Genomic DNA, 14446 nt, shown 5'->3' with positions numbered 1-14446 from the left:
AGCTTTTCGATTAAGCGTTAGGTGTGAGCTCTTGCACATCCCAGCTTAAGCCGATTTTCGGCATTAACTCTAAAAAGTCATCTGGGTTTAGTTGCTCTACATTATACAGACCAGACTCTGCCCATTTATTCTGGAAGTAAAGTAGCGCTGCTGTTATGGCTGGAACACCTGTGGTATATGAAATAGCTTGGTGTTCAACTTCGTTATAGGCTTCTTCATGGTCACAGATATTATAGATAAATACACTACGTGGTTGACCGTCTTTTTTACCTTGTAACCAAGTGCCGATACAGGTTTTTCCAGTGTAACCGGGTGCTAAAGAAGTTGGATCAGGCAATAGCGCTTTCAATACACGCAATGGCTGCAATTCGACACCATCAACGTTAATCGGATCAGGGCTTAATAGGCCAATATCACGCATTACATTAAAATAGTTTAGGTATTTGTCAGAAAATCCCATCCAAAATTCAATGCGTTTTGCCGGAATAAATTCTGCCATAGAGCGCACTTCATCGTGAGCCATGGAATACACTTTTTGCTTACCTACTACTGGGAAGTCAAACTCTAACACGCGACTATGACAAGGTACTTGGTGCCACTCACCATTTTCAAAGTAGAAAGAATCCCCTTGAATTTCAAGCATGTTGGTTTCTGGATCGAAGTTAGTCGCAAACTTACGTCCATGATCGCCAGCGTTTACATCCATCACGTCGATGGAGTCAATTTCATCGAATAAGTGTTTGTGGCCATAAGCGGCAAATACACTGACAACACCAGGGTCAAAACCCGCACCTAAAATGCCGGTAATTCCCGCAGCTTTAAAGCGTTCACGGTATGCCCATTGCACATCATATGCCTCTGGCACTTGTTGGCCAGGGCTACATAAGTCGGCCGCAACAGAGGTATCTAAGTACGATGTTTTTGTGCGGTAACAAGCTTCCATAATGGTGACATTAACCCATGGAGGACCAGCATTAATCACGAGTTTAGGTTTAACGTCTTCAATTAACTCTATCAGCGCATCTAAATCGTCAGCATCGACTTTTGCCGCACGGATAGCGGCATTTTTGTCTTTTTGATTATCACGTAACGCGATTGATGCAATGATCTTTTCACACTTCTCAATATTTCGTGAGGCGATAGTAATATCGCCAAAAACATCATTATTTTGAGCGCATTTGTGCGCAATTACCCATCCGACTCCGCCGGCTCCTATTTGTAAAATAGACATACTTTTTCCTAAAAATTATTTAAGCGCTTTCGCAAATTTCACGATCTTTTCGAACAGCTCGTTAAAATTGTTCAGTGTTAAACAAGGGTTCAAGATAGTCAGCTTTAATGCTGCTTGGCCATCTACGGTTGTTTCCCCTAAAACCGCAATACCTGCTTTCAACAGTTGCACTCGTAACTGACGATTAAACTCGTCAACATTTGCACCCGTATTTTCACCAATGTATCTAAACAAAACAGTTGATAATGGAGGTTGAGCTAATAACTCAAATTCATTGTGCTGCGTCACCATGGTTGCGACTTGCTGGGTTTGTGCTAACAAGTGATCAACCATTTGCCCCAGTGTTTCAGAGCCCACAGCACGTAATGTCATGAGTACTTTTAACGCATCAAAGCGACGTGTTGTTGAGATGGTTTTATCCACTAAATTTGGCAAATCATCGCTTTCACGGTTTAAGTAGTCAGCATGATGTAATAAGTACTTAAAATTCGTCTTATTTTTTAGCATCACCGCACTACAGCTAACCGGTTGGAACCATAATTTATGGAAATCGACCGTTACCGAGTCAGCTAGTTCGATGCCTGCTAAGCGCTGTTTAGATTGACTTAGGATCACCGCGCCGCCATAGGCTGCGTCAACATGGAACCAAATTTTGTGCTGCTCGGCAATGTTACTAATGGCCGTTAGATCATCAATGGCGCCATGATCAGTTGTGCCAGCGGTACCGACCACGACAAACGGAATTAATTCCGCTTGTTTTAATTGAGTTAACGTCTCTTCAAGTGCAGTTAAAATAAGTGTGCCGTCTGGATGCGTTGGTACACACACGACAGCTTTTTCACCTAAGCCCATAATTGAAGCGGCTTTTTTAACGGTAAAGTGGCTCTTGGTTGAGCAAAGAATACGCAGTTTCGGTGCGTATTCAGGCAAGCCTTCTTTTTGAATATTATGACCGGACATCACATCAGCAACCCAGTCACGCGCCATTAATAGCGCCATGATATTACTTTGCGTCCCACCGCTGGTGAATACGCCATCACTGTGCTCATCAAAACCAAATTGCTTGCATAGCCAATCAGTTATGTATTGTTCAACATAAGTGGCTGAGGCCGATTGATCCCACGAGTCCATCGATTGGTTCTGCGCGGCAATGAAGTTCTCCGCAGTGATCCCAGCAATCAGTGGCGGTGTGTGCAAATGCGCAATGCAATCTGGATGTTGCACAATAATGGCGTTGCGCGCGACCAGTTCAGCGGTTTCGCTGATCACTTGGCTCAATGGTGACACGCTACCTTGGTCAAGACGCAAATCATAAATAGCACGTTGTAATGTCGTTGCATCCATGGCTGAGTAAGGCTTATCTGCAGACTCAAACACCTTAACAATTTCGTTAACGCTGTTAGACATTGCATTACGGTAGTTATCGCTACCGTTTTCACCAACTTGAATAAAATGTTGTTGCCAATTATTCACTTGCGCACTCCACAGACGCGTTGACTGCTTCGGCAAAAGCCCACGCAGCATAATCAATTTGCTCTTCATTGATGATCAATGGTGGCAAGAAACGTAGTACCGCACCGTGACGTCCGCCTTTTTCAATAATCAAGCCACGCTCTAGTGCCGCGCGCTGAATACGTGCCGCCATTTGTGGGTCGGCTAGTGGCTCACCCATTGCGTTGGTAGCGCCAGGCTCTACAATTTCAATGCCAATCATTAAGCCTTTGCCGCGTACTTCAGCAATACAGGCTTGCTTACTTTGTAGATCAAGCAATTTTTCGGTTAAACGAGCGCCCATGTTTAGCGCGTTTTCAACTAATTTGTCACGCTTAATAATTTGTAATGCCTTCGCGCCCGTTGCCATTGCTAACTGATTACCACGGAAAGTACCGGTATGTTCACCCGCATTCCAGCTATCAAATTTTTTCTTAAATACTAAGCAAGAAAGGGGCAAACCGCCGCCAATGGCTTTCGACATAATTAAGATGTCTGGTTCAACGCCTGCGTATTCGAATGCGAAGTTACGACCTGAACGACCAACACCACATTGAATTTCATCAAAAATAAGTAGGATACCTTGCTCTTCGGTAATGCGACGTAGCTGTTGTAACCAGTAAGCAGAAGCAGGGATGGCACCACCTTCACCTTGAATCGGCTCAACGATGATCGCTGCCGGTTTTACAATGCCACTTTCTTGGTCGTGCAATACTGACTCAATGTAACGAATCGATGCTTTGTCACCAGCTTCGCCACCCAAACCAAACTTACAGCGTAAAGAATAAGGGAAGGGGAAGAAATGCACATCTGACATTAAACCAGTACGGCGCTCTTTTGCATTTAAGTTACCTGTTAAAGCCAGTGAGCCATTGGTCATACCATGGTAAGCACCATGGAAAGAAAAAATATTATTTTTTCCAGTGTACAGCTTAGCCAGCTTAATTGCTGCCTCTACTGCATCTGCGCCTGATGGGCCGCAAAATTGAATACATGATTCATTAGCAAACTTAGCCGGTAAAAAGTCCATCACTTCTTTGATGAAGGCATCTTTAGTAGGCGTAGTAATATCAAGTGTTTGGTAAGGTACACCTGAGTTGAGCTTGTTAATGATTTCTTGGTTGATTTCTGGGTGGTTGTAACCCAGTGGCAACGCGCCAGCACCGGCTAAACAATCAAGAAAAGTTTGTCCCTTGGTATCTTGAACCAATACACCCTTTGCATGTTGGATCGCAATTGGAAAACGTCTTGGGTAAGAGCGCACTTCTGATTCATAGTGCTCTTGGCTTAACAACACATTATCAGGTGTTAAGTCGTACACTGTTTTGAATTCAGGAATCATTTGGTCGTGGATTAGCTCCTCAACCCCTAGGTTAACAACGTTATTCATACTGGTTATCCCAACAATAAATTTTTTGTATTAATTCAAGCGACAATAAATGCTTCGAATTAACGAATAAATAAAATAAACCCATGCGAAAGCGCATAAGGAGAAATTTAAATTGAGTAAGGGGCGATCAAGGCTCTGGCACCAGGCAAAATTGACTGGTGACCGGATGTAGGTTGGTCTGTTGAGAGATCATAATCATTTCGGGCTCCTAAAACTGTTAATGAAAGACAAAATGTCTTTACACTATCCCTACTATTACGGGGGCTGGTTACCCCATACCGATTATCTTGTCCGTATAGATTAAGGCCATACGGCAAGGGCTGCTCATTTTATCACCAACTTGAATGTTTTCAAGCTTAGCGATCTTCCTATCTCACACTTAATTAAATCGTCATTTGTGTTGTTTGACGGATATAAAAAAGCGGCGAAAAAATACCATATATCGGTAAATGTGCAAGCTTTTTTAAAATTGATCTCGTAAAAAAAAATGCTGCATTCAATTTAGCCAATATAGAGAAAGTATTTTTCATTTATATGAAAGAGTTAGAAAAAAGTAGACGAGAAATAAAGCGAGCTAAAATGGAAAGTAAAGCTCGCTTTTTCGTCACTAGAACTTTAACAAAACTGTAATGAATAACAACGGTGCAAAAAGTGGGGTTTAGTTTCACCAATATTGTTGTCTAACAATACCGTTTAGTAAGGAGTGAAATTAAATTTTTGTCCTCCAATGGCCGCTTCGTACATTAGGCCTCCTTTTGCATAAGTGAATATGGCCATGCCTTCAACGTAAGTACCATGCTGATGCTTATGATCGGTACCAGCAGATGTCCCAGAGGTGCTAGCTTTCGCTTGCGCGCCTAACGTGATAACAACGGCTGAAACTTGCGCTGCTAACTCGAAATTCCCACTGGTAAACTTGTCATAAGCGCGTTTATCTTGGAAAAATACAATCTCGCTAAATGCTTGCCCACCGGCTTGAAAGCCAAAGGATAGTTGCACTAACGAAGTATCACCCATCCTTTGATTTCCTTTAAATACCACACCTTCGCCATATGAGCCGCCAATACCTAACCCTCCTTTACCTACGGTTGGGAATACAGCATAACCATAAGAGTTCTTGAAAAAGGGTTTAACTTGAGGGGCTTGCTTAAAATCATCAATTGTCACTTGCACTTCGTCAGCTAAAGTGGGCCCAGATATCAGTAGGCACAATATCAATAGAACTTTTTTCATTTCAAACTCCATAAAATCAAAGGACACGTAAAAGGCTAGACCATGAAGTAATGATAAGGATACTTTGTTACAAAATCAGTGACCCAGTATTGGTTAAATTATGGGTAAACAAAGTTTAACCAAACCTTAACCAACACTGTAAAAATGAAACTAAATGCCAAGTTCGTCGAGTAGATCTTGGTCTATATCAACAGTCGGTGCTGGCGCAGGTTTATCGGATGTTTTTTGATTGTTCTGCGTATCACTGATGATTTGGTCAGGATCAACGTCAGCTTTAGGATCAAAATCGTGTAGCTTGATAAATTCAGTTTTATCCATTGCCAATTCAAGGTAGAAAATATTGTGCTTTTCGGTAGTAAAAGTTACCCGCCTTGCCTGTGGGCGATCCAAGTTTGTGTCGATCGACACCACCACTTGTTTATTAATCGTTAACATTTTCGGTTGGTTTTGGGTAATTGAAGTATGCAGCTCTTTACCGATAGCGCCGGTAAAATCGCCCACAATTTGGTTCATTAATTCACCCATTACATTGCCAACATCATCGGAGGTGTGCATGGTGGCGAGCTCTTCTTTTGGAATGCCCATGTTGACCATGTAATTGTGATAAATTTCTAACGCCGCTGCCGCTGAGAAATTGATCAAAACTAAACCCGAGAAGCCGCCATCAAACAACACGAAACAACCAATGTCTGGTTTTAAACATGTTTTATTAATTTTTTGTACCATTGCAGAATAATTGATGTCGCTAGCGGTCGCACTGGCCAGTACGCCGGTGACTGATTTACATAACACTAATAAAATGTCGTCGGTGGTGACTATTTCTGTTTTTCTCATTGATTTTCCCGTATCAGTCGGTTTTTTCATGGATGTTTACTCTATATATGTCATCTCTTAGGGTTTTAAAATGGCTAAATTGATAATCTGCTACCTTTGTCTCTAGTTATATTAGGAGAAGGAAGCAAAAATGCCTTCCTTTAAGGGATTAATTGATCACTTTGTGACATTTATGCTTAACGTGCTACTCAGAGATTTTTATCCAACTGTTGATAATCGTTGAATAAAAAACCTGCATGGGTATCCTTTAACGAGTTAGAACTTAAGGTGTATTCATGAATAATCAAGTGTTAGGTTGCCAAGTTAACTTGTTAGGCAATGTTGTTTCTAAGCAGAACACGGTGCGTTATTTTGCCGATGGCAAGGCTGTGCTGATGCTGGATCTTGTGGTTAAAAAGTCCTGGAAAACCGCTCAAGGCGAGCTTAAAAGCCATGATACTTTTGTTACCGTTCGAGTTTTGGATTCGCTAGCAGAGCAAATAGCTAAACAAGTACAAGCTGGCGATGCTTTATTTGTTCAAGGTCGCTTGGGTAAATACATCGAGGTGGCTCAGTTACAGTGGGCAGATAAAAACAAATTGTTTTGGAATCAAGTATATTGCAGCGGAGTAGTGAGCCAAATTGAGCGGCTAAAGAGTGTGAGTGATGCCGATTACCTTAAGTTGGTGTTGCAGCTTGAACAGACGACTCTAGAAGTCAATTTACGTGGTAAAACCGCCGAGCTGATGTTGGATAAGCTGACGGAGCAGCAAAGCCTGTTAGTTGAAGGGGCCTTAGGTTCAAAATCGGTTAAAACCGCTAGTGGGTATGAGCGTCAATACTGGATTGACGGCCATACCTGTGTCAATTTTGAGGTAAAATAGTGACGCTCTAAGCGGGATAAACTCGCTCTAACTCTTGATAGACTTCTTTAGCAAATTGCACCGACTGACTGTCTAAGCGGTGCAATATGTCCATTAAGTGCTCATTGTCTTCTCTGTTATCCCATACTTTAATGTATTCACCGCTTTGATAGCCTTTATTTTGGCGAAACATGTTTAAGGTATTTTTACCCACATACATGCGATACATCTGATCAAAACTTAAGCCTATTTGTTGCATGCAACCAGCGAAGGCCCTTGCATCAAACGATTTATTTGTTACGGCCGCACTTGCTAAGCGCTCTAACGTAGCGGGAAAGTCATCGCCTAAGCTTGGTTGTTCAAGCTCGCTTGCTAAGGTTTCAGAAATAACGTCAAATGACGTTTGGCCATCAATGCGAATACTTAAACCAAAGTGTAAAATATCAACCAGCTCAAGCATAACCTGCTCGGTATCAGGGTTTTGTTTTTTCCACCATTTCCAGCCAAAATGGTCTAGCATTTCAGCGCATTCCACCCAGATAGCACGATGCCAAGCAAAACCTTGATTGAACCATTGTGGGTGAACCTTAGTATTCATTTGATGCTGCATATCCAACATTTGTTGAATTTGACTAGCGGCTGAGCGCGGAGACATAAAATAATCCTTCGTATTCAAAGCGCCATTATACCCAAGCGACGGCATGTTCAGCGTTTGCTGCTTGGGTAAACACGATCTTAGTAATAAAAAGTGGTATTGTTACGGTTGCTAGTTTAATTAGCAAATAGTTTAAGCAAATGCAGTGCAAGGAGTACCTGTGTTAACTTGGTTGAAAAATTTAATGCGTCCAGCTGAACTGATTAGCGCTGAGCAGCAACAATGGCTAGAGCAGGGCATGGCGCAATTTAACCGTGTCATGGCTTTACATCAATTTAGTCCGCGACTGATAACCCCAACAATTAAAGACTTTCCGAGTAAGGCAGACTCGCCAGAAGGCATTGCGCTGGCAACCTTGCAACAGATAAAACAGTATATGGGTTTAGAGCAGCAGAGTTTTACCATTAAAGCACCCAATCAATTTGATGTTTCGCTCCCTGCTCACTTACTGCAGCCAATGGTGCTAAATCAAAAGCAAAATGCCCTTAGTCAGCCGGTATATATTGATTATCATCCCGCGCACCTGAATAATCCAAACGCCTTGGTTTCTGTCATGGCCATCCAGTTAAGTCATTGGTTATTGCAACCGTCTGAGTTGGATGCCATTGGCGGCGAACAAATGCGACCACAAGCGGCAGAGTTACTGAGTATCGCACTAGGGGCAGGGATCATGGTCGCCAATAGTGCCTTTACTTTTCGCGGTGGCGGTTGTGGCAGTTGTCATAACACAAAATTAGGCCGCCAAGCGATGCTTTCTGAGGCGGAAACTTGCTATGCTATTGCACTGTTTTGCCAAAGTCATGATCTTGACTATAAAAAGGCATTGCCCCATTTAAAACCGCATTTACGTAGCATGGTAAAAATGGCAAACAAACAGCTAACAAAAAAAGCAGCGACTCATTTTAAGGCGATTACCCAATGAAAAAAAGATTCACGCTATTTGGTTTCACTACGGCGCTGTTGCTACTTAGCGGATGCAGCGATGACGTAGGCAAAGTTAGTCTTGGCTTGTTTACGACTAAAGATGTGATCATCGAAGCCATGACCGACCCTAAGCTACCCGGCGTGACTTGTCACCTAAGTCATATTAAAGCCAATCTTGATTTTGCCGATCCTTCCGACATGGCTATTTCTTGTCGCCAAACGGGTCCCATTAGCGCTGCTGAAATAGCAAAAATCGACAAAAGTAAGAGTGGTGAAGTGGTTTTTTCTGCCTCTAAAAGTATTTTGTTTAAAAGCTTGAAAGTGCGTAGGGTATTTGATGCTGAGCATCAAACATTACTCTATCTCAGTTATTCAACCAAAGAGACTAATGGTAGTCATAAACACTCTTTGTCGACGGTGCCTCTTTATGGCAGTGAAGCTTGGCAAGCACGCTAGCGTTCCGACTGTAATATTAAGATTTATAAGGTATTTATGAGCGAAACTCATGCTGTGCAACGCTTATATCAAGCGCGAATGCAACGGGTGACAAGACCCTATTTAGCGCGCGGGGCAAATGTAGTTAGATGTAAATTGTGCATGATCAATGCCCATCTTTGCATTTGCGCCCATCGACCGAGTATTAAAAGCCAAGCTGCCTTTATGCTGGTCATGTATGATGATGAAGTGCTTAAACCCAGTAATACCGGGCGCTTAATAGCAGATGTAGCGAGTGATTGTCATGCTTATATATGGTCGCGCACTGAGCCTGAGCAGGCCATGCTCGACACCATTAATGATCCTAAATACCAAGCGTTTGTTGTTTTTCCCGGTGAGTATGCCGCGTCAGAGCGAGTGGTGAGCCAGCCAGAAGTTCCGCTAGGTAAAATTCCGCTATTTATTCTACTGGATGCAAGTTGGAGCCAAGCGCGGAAAATGTTCAAGAAGAGCCCTTGGCTTGCCCACTTGCCGGTGTTGTCTTTTGCACCTGATTTGGTATCGCGTTATTTAATTCGAAAAAGTGTTCAAGACCATCAACTCGCGACAGCTGAAGTGGCAGCGCTGGTTTACGACAGTATAAATGAGCCCAAAAATGGCGCGTTAATGAACGCTTGGTTTGACGTATTTAAAGAACATTACCTTACCGGCAAAATGCAACGCCAGCTACCCGAACAAGGGGCACTGCAACGTTTAGCGTTATTACAAGGTAATAACGCTGCTGATATTGCTTAACTAAGTAATTGAAGGCGTTTGAAAGCCTTTTATCGCCCAAAGGATAAACCACCTATTATAGACTCACATGATAGGCGGGGCTGAAAGTTAGCGATCTCCAGCTACCGATTAGTTTTTACGTAACTCATTAATTTACTACTAACATCAACCAAATAATCATGCCCATATTGATTATTCTCCAGCTCCTTGAAAAGAAATTCGGGTAGGTCATGATGATAATCATCACTTAAACTAGCAATACCCAGAGCACAAGCCGCAACCGTATCTACGTCTCCGCCGAACTCAACGCTAGATAGAAGCATATCGCTAAGGCTTTTACATTTTCCCAACACAGTTAAAACAGCATTTACAGTTTCAATACCGCAACATGCAACTTCTTTTTCCCAGTTGTTAATCCATTTGTAGTTTGTTTGCTCACATACAAACTGAAACAACTCATTTGGTTTACCAAGTTTAAAGATAAAAAAATGACTAGCTAATGCAATAGCTTGGGATGATTTTATACCAGCCTCTGTATTATGAGTTATGCTTGCTTGAATTTTAGCCATATTTTTCAAAGCTTCCAGCTCATTAATCACACCTAAAGGAACAGACCGCATAGCTGCGCCGTTAGCTGTACTAACTGGTTTAACCTTCGATATCAATTCTTCACCAGAATTTACCGTTGAGAGAACGTTGTAAAAACCTTTTGAGTAACCGATTCTAATATCGCGCTTAAAGCACTCTACGAATTTGTCAGCTATATTCTCTTGATTCCACTCAGCTGATTCCAGTATTAATTCTGCAAGTGCTAATGACATTTGGGTATCATCAGTATAATTTCCGGCTGGAATACCTAATCCATGCTCTTGGTACGTAGTCAGATTGTTGAAGGAATCTATCTTCTCTCGCTCAGCAAACTCAAAACCCGCCCCATAGGCATCTCCAATTGCAATATCAAGTAGCATATCTATTCCTTTATTTAATTTAGATCAGTAAATTATTTTCAGTTGATATGTTTAACTCTTAAATACTTATCATGCAACGCTTTGTTTACTTAGCACTCTCTCGCTGCAAAAGACAGGACTCCCTTCTAAATTTGAAGCATGTCGCAAAAAAGAAGGTTAAAAGCGTTCTGCGAACGGGTTAGCAACCGATCAGGTTACAGAATAATCAATATATTACTCTTTGAAATAAAAAGGTGGTGGACGGTTTAATTTGAATAAAGTTTTTTTTGTCAAAAGACGACAACTTAGTTTAAATGACAGGGTTAAATCGCCATCAATTCACCCCCGAAAAAATGCGGGTTGGACTTGCTAGCGCTCGCCTTTTTATCGCAACGTTAGCAATAATCGAGTAGGTATATGGAAATTAGCTTTAGAGTAGCAACCGTAAATGATGCTGAATTAATAGGTTCTTTAGTTGTAGATCTTACAGCTGAAATATGTGAATTAACTAATGCAGCACATTTTGATATCGATTTATCAGGCACTATTGAACGTTGTGAAAAATTAATTAACGGTGGTCACTATGCCGCAATTATTGGACGTCATAACGAGACGCCAATTGCAGTCGCGACTATTTCAGAAACATATGCATTATATGCCGGTGGTAAAATTGGTGTCATACAAGAGTTTTACGTTCTACCTGATTTTAGAGCTTCAGGTGTAGGTTCAATGTTAATAGAACAGGTGAAAAAGTATGGCAATAAGCATGAATGGGCATGTATTGAATTATGTACGCCACCTCTACCTGAATTTGAACGTACGTTAAACTTTTATCAAAAAAACGGTTTGAACCCTGTTGGTGGCCGTAAAATGAGACAAGCATTGTCGTAACTCATTTATGATTCTTTGTTCTACAAGGCGCTCGTGATACCACAGGCAACGGTGAGACGTTCACTGACACCTAGTTTGATTATTTGGCTGATGCCTATACAGGACTATTTCTGGTCACCCCAAACTCATTTTGGGGCATAAAATGTGCCAGCCCAGATCCGACTAACTCGAAGCTGGACAAAAGCTTGTTACGATTTCTCGGAGTTGGCTAGCTTTCGGATAAGATTAGGTAGGGCAAAAAGAAAGGCCAGCTCCCACCTTTCTTGTTGACAGCTTCGGCACGTACGAGGCAATGTTACCTTTGAGTTACTGGCTTAGCGTTTACTGATCTCTGTGGTTGAGGTGGTTTCACGATTAAGCCAATACCAATCAGAAACAGTGTACAAGCTATTATTTGAGCTACGCTGAGCACTTCGTCATACATGAAGTAGCCTGATATCAGCGCAAACACAGGAACAAGTAAAGTCAGTGGGGCTGTCATGCTTAGTGGGTAGAGGATCAGCAGACGGTTCCATACCCAGTAACCAAATAGCGTGGTTGGGTAAGCTTGAAATCCAACGGCGATAGTTGTGCTAGTATCCCAAACGTCAAAGGCATGGGTTACGATGCTCGGACCATGCATACTGACCGCAAACAGTACCAGCGGAACTGGCGCAAACAACATCCCCCAAACATTAAAAGCAAAAGCTTGAGTGGTTTTAGATGCTTTCACGATCATCCCCATGATCGTCCAACACGTTGCGGCAATCATAATAAGTGCCAGACCTTGAGGGGTAATGTTGCCATTGGTGGCGTATGCCAAAATCAGTAGAGCAACCAGAGCCGTAATTGCACCTGTGACCTTACGTTTTGATGTCATCTCTTTATGGATAAAAACGCCTACCGCCATGCTGATTAAGGCATTCGATGAGAGTAAAACCGATGACATGCCTGAAGAAAGGCCAGCTGTAATTGACCAAGAAGCCATGCCCCAAATACCCACGCCAAATACGATGCCGTAGCTAATGAGGTAGCGCCAAGCCACATTTGGTCTGCGAATAAAAAAGAGCGCTGGTAAAACAGCGAATGAGAACCTTGCTGCCGTTGCTAATAGTGGGTGAACTTCGGTAATGCCCATTTTAATCATCGAGAAGTTGAACCCCCAGATCGCCATTACTAGCACCGCTAAAAATAAATCGTTACGCATCATAACTGTACTCCCTTATTATTGAAAAACATTATTGCTTGAGTACAGTTATAGGTACAGATACAATTTTTTAATAAAAATAAGGTACAATTTTCGCTTATGACTATGTACAGAATGATGGCGAGCCAGTTTGTTCGTGAAATTGAGTCAGGTAAATTGCCACAAGGTAGTCGTATGCCCTCACTTAGGCAGATTTCAAAACAGCAGTCTGTGAGCATGTCTACGGCAGTACGCTGTTACCAAGAACTGGAATCACAAGGGTGGATTCATGCTCGCCCTCAAGCGGGTTATTACGTGTCGGCTCGTAAAAGCCAACATCGAACGCCGCAAATCGTGCCATTCATCAGTAAGGTTTCGAGCGTTGACCAAAGCTTTGCGATTCATTCTGAATATAATGGGCCGCTTGGCGTCTCTAGCACGGACATTGATGAACAAGCGTTGAATGAATTAGAGCGCAGCTTTCGCAGAGCCAGTAAGCGTTTAGGTAATAGCAGGCTCAATCAGTACCCGAATACTCAAGGTGAACCGTCTTTGCGAAATGCGCTGAGTGCCCATTTTGCCAAGCGTGGACTGCATATTAACCCAGCTGAGTTGGTCATCACTTCTGGTTGCATGCCTGCGATTAAGTCTGCGTTAGAATCGTGTACCCAAGTGGGGGATGCGATAGCGATTAGCTCGCCGTGTTTTAGCGGTATTTTGGATTTACTGGGTCAAATGGGTCGCAAGATTGTTGAGATCCCATCACTGGAAGACGGCATCGACTTGGCTCAGCTTGAATTTCATCTCAAGCAAAGTAGTGTCAAAGCAGGCATTTTTTGTACCTCTCACATGAATCCACAAGGGATCACTATGTCAGCCCAGCAAAAGCAAACGTTGGCTGAGCTTGCCAATCAGTACCAAGTGCCTATCATCGAAGATGACGTCTATCTAGAGCTCTCTTACGCCGAGCATACACCATTGCCAGCCAAGTATTATGACCAAGGTGGCTACATCTTGTGGTGTGGTTCAGTGTCGAAAAGTTTATCACCTAGCTACCGTTTAGGCTGGTGTCTACCTGGGTGCTATATAGAACGTTATCGTCAGCAACATAGCGCTTCAAGCTTTGGGGTGTCTCTACCAACTCAGCTTGGTATTGCAGACTTTATCGAATCAGGGCACTACGCCAAGCAGCTAAAACGTCGCCGCACTAAATTGCTTAATTTGAGGCAAGCTTACCTTGGTTTTCTTACCGAGCATTTGCCTGAGAAGGTCAACATCAGTAACCCTCAAGGGGGAATGGTGCTTTGGTTACAAGTACCCGATCTGGACTCGGAAAAGTTCGAATCCTTGATGGCAAAGAATCAAATTGATATTCGCTTGGGAAGACTGTTCAGCACGCTATCGCTTTATAATGATTGCTTAAGAATCAACATAGGCTTTGAGCTAACCAATGAGGTCAAAGCAGAGTTAGTGAAGTTGGTGGAGGCGATTAAGCAAGCGTGCTGACCCAGATCAAAGTGAATAGGGGCTAGTCTACTTTTTGCCCCAAAAAGCTAATGTTCTGGTCAACCAAAACTGGACACCTTTAGTTGAGAATTTTCAAACTCCACTGGTGACAGATCACCATTGGCTGA

Annotated in this window: 14 protein-coding genes; 6 read left to right on the top strand and 8 right to left on the bottom strand. The window is 42.6% G+C overall.

The genetic code is table 11. The annotated features are described in order from the left end of the window. Window positions 1-10: 10 nt before the first annotated feature. The 5 genes from Q4519_RS12895 to Q4519_RS12875 all read right to left on the bottom strand — a co-directional run bounded on the left by Q4519_RS12895 (window position 11) and on the right by Q4519_RS12875 (window position 6179). A complete protein-coding gene (locus Q4519_RS12895; protein ID WP_303512828.1) occupies window positions 11-1231 on the bottom strand; it encodes a carboxynorspermidine synthase in 1221 nt (406 codons plus the stop codon). Between the two features lie 15 nt (window positions 1232-1246). After that, window positions 1247-2704: an aspartate aminotransferase family protein gene (locus tag Q4519_RS12890; protein ID WP_303512826.1), complete on the bottom strand. Its 1458-nt coding sequence runs from the start codon at window positions 2702-2704 to the stop codon at window positions 1247-1249. Beyond that, window positions 2697-4112, bottom strand: coding sequence for a diaminobutyrate--2-oxoglutarate transaminase family protein (locus Q4519_RS12885; protein WP_303512824.1), 1416 nt, complete (start codon window positions 4110-4112; stop codon window positions 2697-2699). Before Q4519_RS12885 ends, Q4519_RS12890 begins: the two co-directional genes overlap by 8 nt. 693 nt (window positions 4113-4805) lie before the next feature. After that, entirely contained in the window at window positions 4806-5345 is a 540-nt protein-coding gene (locus tag Q4519_RS12880) for a YSC84-related protein (protein ID WP_232803259.1), read from the bottom strand. A gap of 150 nt (window positions 5346-5495) precedes the next feature. After that, entirely contained in the window at window positions 5496-6179 is a 684-nt protein-coding gene (locus Q4519_RS12875) for a DUF3334 family protein (protein WP_303512938.1), read from the bottom strand. Window positions 6180-6454: 275 nt separating this feature from the next. Here Q4519_RS12875 and Q4519_RS12870 point away from each other — a divergent pair, with 275 nt between their 5' ends. After that, a complete protein-coding gene (locus tag Q4519_RS12870) occupies window positions 6455-7042 on the top strand; it encodes a single-stranded DNA-binding protein (protein WP_232803260.1) in 588 nt (195 codons plus the stop codon). A 7-nt stretch (window positions 7043-7049) separates the two neighbouring features. Here the strand turns inward: Q4519_RS12870 and Q4519_RS12865 are convergent, their stop codons facing one another. Further along, window positions 7050-7676, bottom strand: coding sequence for a dUTP diphosphatase (locus Q4519_RS12865; RefSeq protein WP_232803261.1), 627 nt, complete (start codon window positions 7674-7676; stop codon window positions 7050-7052). Window positions 7677-7836: 160 nt separating this feature from the next. Here Q4519_RS12865 and Q4519_RS12860 point away from each other — a divergent pair, with 160 nt between their 5' ends. The 3 genes from Q4519_RS12860 to Q4519_RS12850 are packed head-to-tail and all read left to right on the top strand — an operon-like array spanning window position 7837 to window position 9830. Beyond that, window positions 7837-8598 carry a hypothetical protein gene (locus tag Q4519_RS12860; RefSeq protein WP_232803262.1) on the top strand — a complete coding sequence of 254 codons (762 nt, stop codon included), beginning with the start codon at window positions 7837-7839 and terminating at the stop codon, window positions 8596-8598. Then, the gene (locus Q4519_RS12855) at window positions 8595-9056 is read left to right on the top strand and encodes a CreA family protein (RefSeq protein ID WP_232803263.1); all 462 of its coding nucleotides are present in this window, start codon (window positions 8595-8597) and stop codon (window positions 9054-9056) included. Before Q4519_RS12860 ends, Q4519_RS12855 begins: the two co-directional genes overlap by 4 nt. A gap of 36 nt (window positions 9057-9092) precedes the next feature. Continuing rightward, window positions 9093-9830, top strand: coding sequence for a tRNA-uridine aminocarboxypropyltransferase (locus Q4519_RS12850; protein WP_303512817.1), 738 nt, complete (start codon window positions 9093-9095; stop codon window positions 9828-9830). A gap of 101 nt (window positions 9831-9931) precedes the next feature. Here Q4519_RS12850 and Q4519_RS12845 read toward each other — a convergent pair whose 3' ends face one another. Then, window positions 9932-10777: an ADP-ribosylglycohydrolase family protein gene (locus Q4519_RS12845; protein ID WP_303512814.1), complete on the bottom strand. Its 846-nt coding sequence runs from the start codon at window positions 10775-10777 to the stop codon at window positions 9932-9934. Between the two features lie 396 nt (window positions 10778-11173). Here Q4519_RS12845 and Q4519_RS12840 point away from each other — a divergent pair, with 396 nt between their 5' ends. Beyond that, complete coding sequence (locus Q4519_RS12840) at window positions 11174-11647, top strand: GNAT family N-acetyltransferase (RefSeq protein ID WP_303512811.1); 474 nt, start codon at window positions 11174-11176, stop codon at window positions 11645-11647. Window positions 11648-11942: 295 nt separating this feature from the next. Here Q4519_RS12840 and Q4519_RS12835 read toward each other — a convergent pair whose 3' ends face one another. Continuing rightward, the gene (locus Q4519_RS12835) at window positions 11943-12836 is read right to left on the bottom strand and encodes an EamA family transporter (protein WP_303512810.1); all 894 of its coding nucleotides are present in this window, start codon (window positions 12834-12836) and stop codon (window positions 11943-11945) included. A 96-nt stretch (window positions 12837-12932) separates the two neighbouring features. Between Q4519_RS12835 and Q4519_RS12830 the strand changes: the two genes are divergently transcribed. Continuing rightward, window positions 12933-14318: a PLP-dependent aminotransferase family protein gene (locus Q4519_RS12830; RefSeq protein ID WP_303512807.1), complete on the top strand. Its 1386-nt coding sequence runs from the start codon at window positions 12933-12935 to the stop codon at window positions 14316-14318. The last annotated feature ends 128 nt before the right edge of the window (window positions 14319-14446 follow it).

The organism is Motilimonas sp. 1_MG-2023, from assembly GCF_030547455.1.
Lineage (GTDB): Bacteria > Pseudomonadota > Gammaproteobacteria > Enterobacterales > CBDFNC01 > Motilimonas.
This window is presented reverse-complemented; position numbering and strand designations above follow the sequence as displayed.

Excerpts from the sequence above, each read along its gene's own strand:
- Q4519_RS12855 (WP_232803263.1), top strand. The coding sequence starts at position 8,595 with ATGAAAAAAAGATTCACGCTATTTGGTTTCACTACGGCGCTGTTGCTA.
- Q4519_RS12850 (WP_303512817.1), top strand. The coding sequence starts at position 9,093 with ATGAGCGAAACTCATGCTGTGCAACGCTTATATCAAGCGCGAATGCAA.
- Q4519_RS12845 (WP_303512814.1), bottom strand. The coding sequence starts at position 10,777 with ATGCTACTTGATATTGCAATTGGAGATGCCTATGGGGCGGGTTTTGAG.
- Q4519_RS12880 (WP_232803259.1), bottom strand. The coding sequence starts at position 5,345 with ATGAAAAAAGTTCTATTGATATTGTGCCTACTGATATCTGGGCCCACT.
- Q4519_RS12870 (WP_232803260.1), top strand. The coding sequence starts at position 6,455 with ATGAATAATCAAGTGTTAGGTTGCCAAGTTAACTTGTTAGGCAATGTT.
- Q4519_RS12885 (WP_303512824.1), bottom strand. The coding sequence starts at position 4,112 with ATGAATAACGTTGTTAACCTAGGGGTTGAGGAGCTAATCCACGACCAA.
- Q4519_RS12875 (WP_303512938.1), bottom strand. The coding sequence starts at position 6,179 with ATGAGAAAAACAGAAATAGTCACCACCGACGACATTTTATTAGTGTTA.
- Q4519_RS12840 (WP_303512811.1), top strand. The coding sequence starts at position 11,174 with ATGGAAATTAGCTTTAGAGTAGCAACCGTAAATGATGCTGAATTAATA.
- Q4519_RS12835 (WP_303512810.1), bottom strand. The coding sequence starts at position 12,836 with ATGATGCGTAACGATTTATTTTTAGCGGTGCTAGTAATGGCGATCTGG.
- Q4519_RS12865 (WP_232803261.1), bottom strand. The coding sequence starts at position 7,676 with ATGTCTCCGCGCTCAGCCGCTAGTCAAATTCAACAAATGTTGGATATG.
- Q4519_RS12895 (WP_303512828.1), bottom strand. The coding sequence starts at position 1,231 with ATGTCTATTTTACAAATAGGAGCCGGCGGAGTCGGATGGGTAATTGCG.
- Q4519_RS12830 (WP_303512807.1), top strand. The coding sequence starts at position 12,933 with ATGACTATGTACAGAATGATGGCGAGCCAGTTTGTTCGTGAAATTGAG.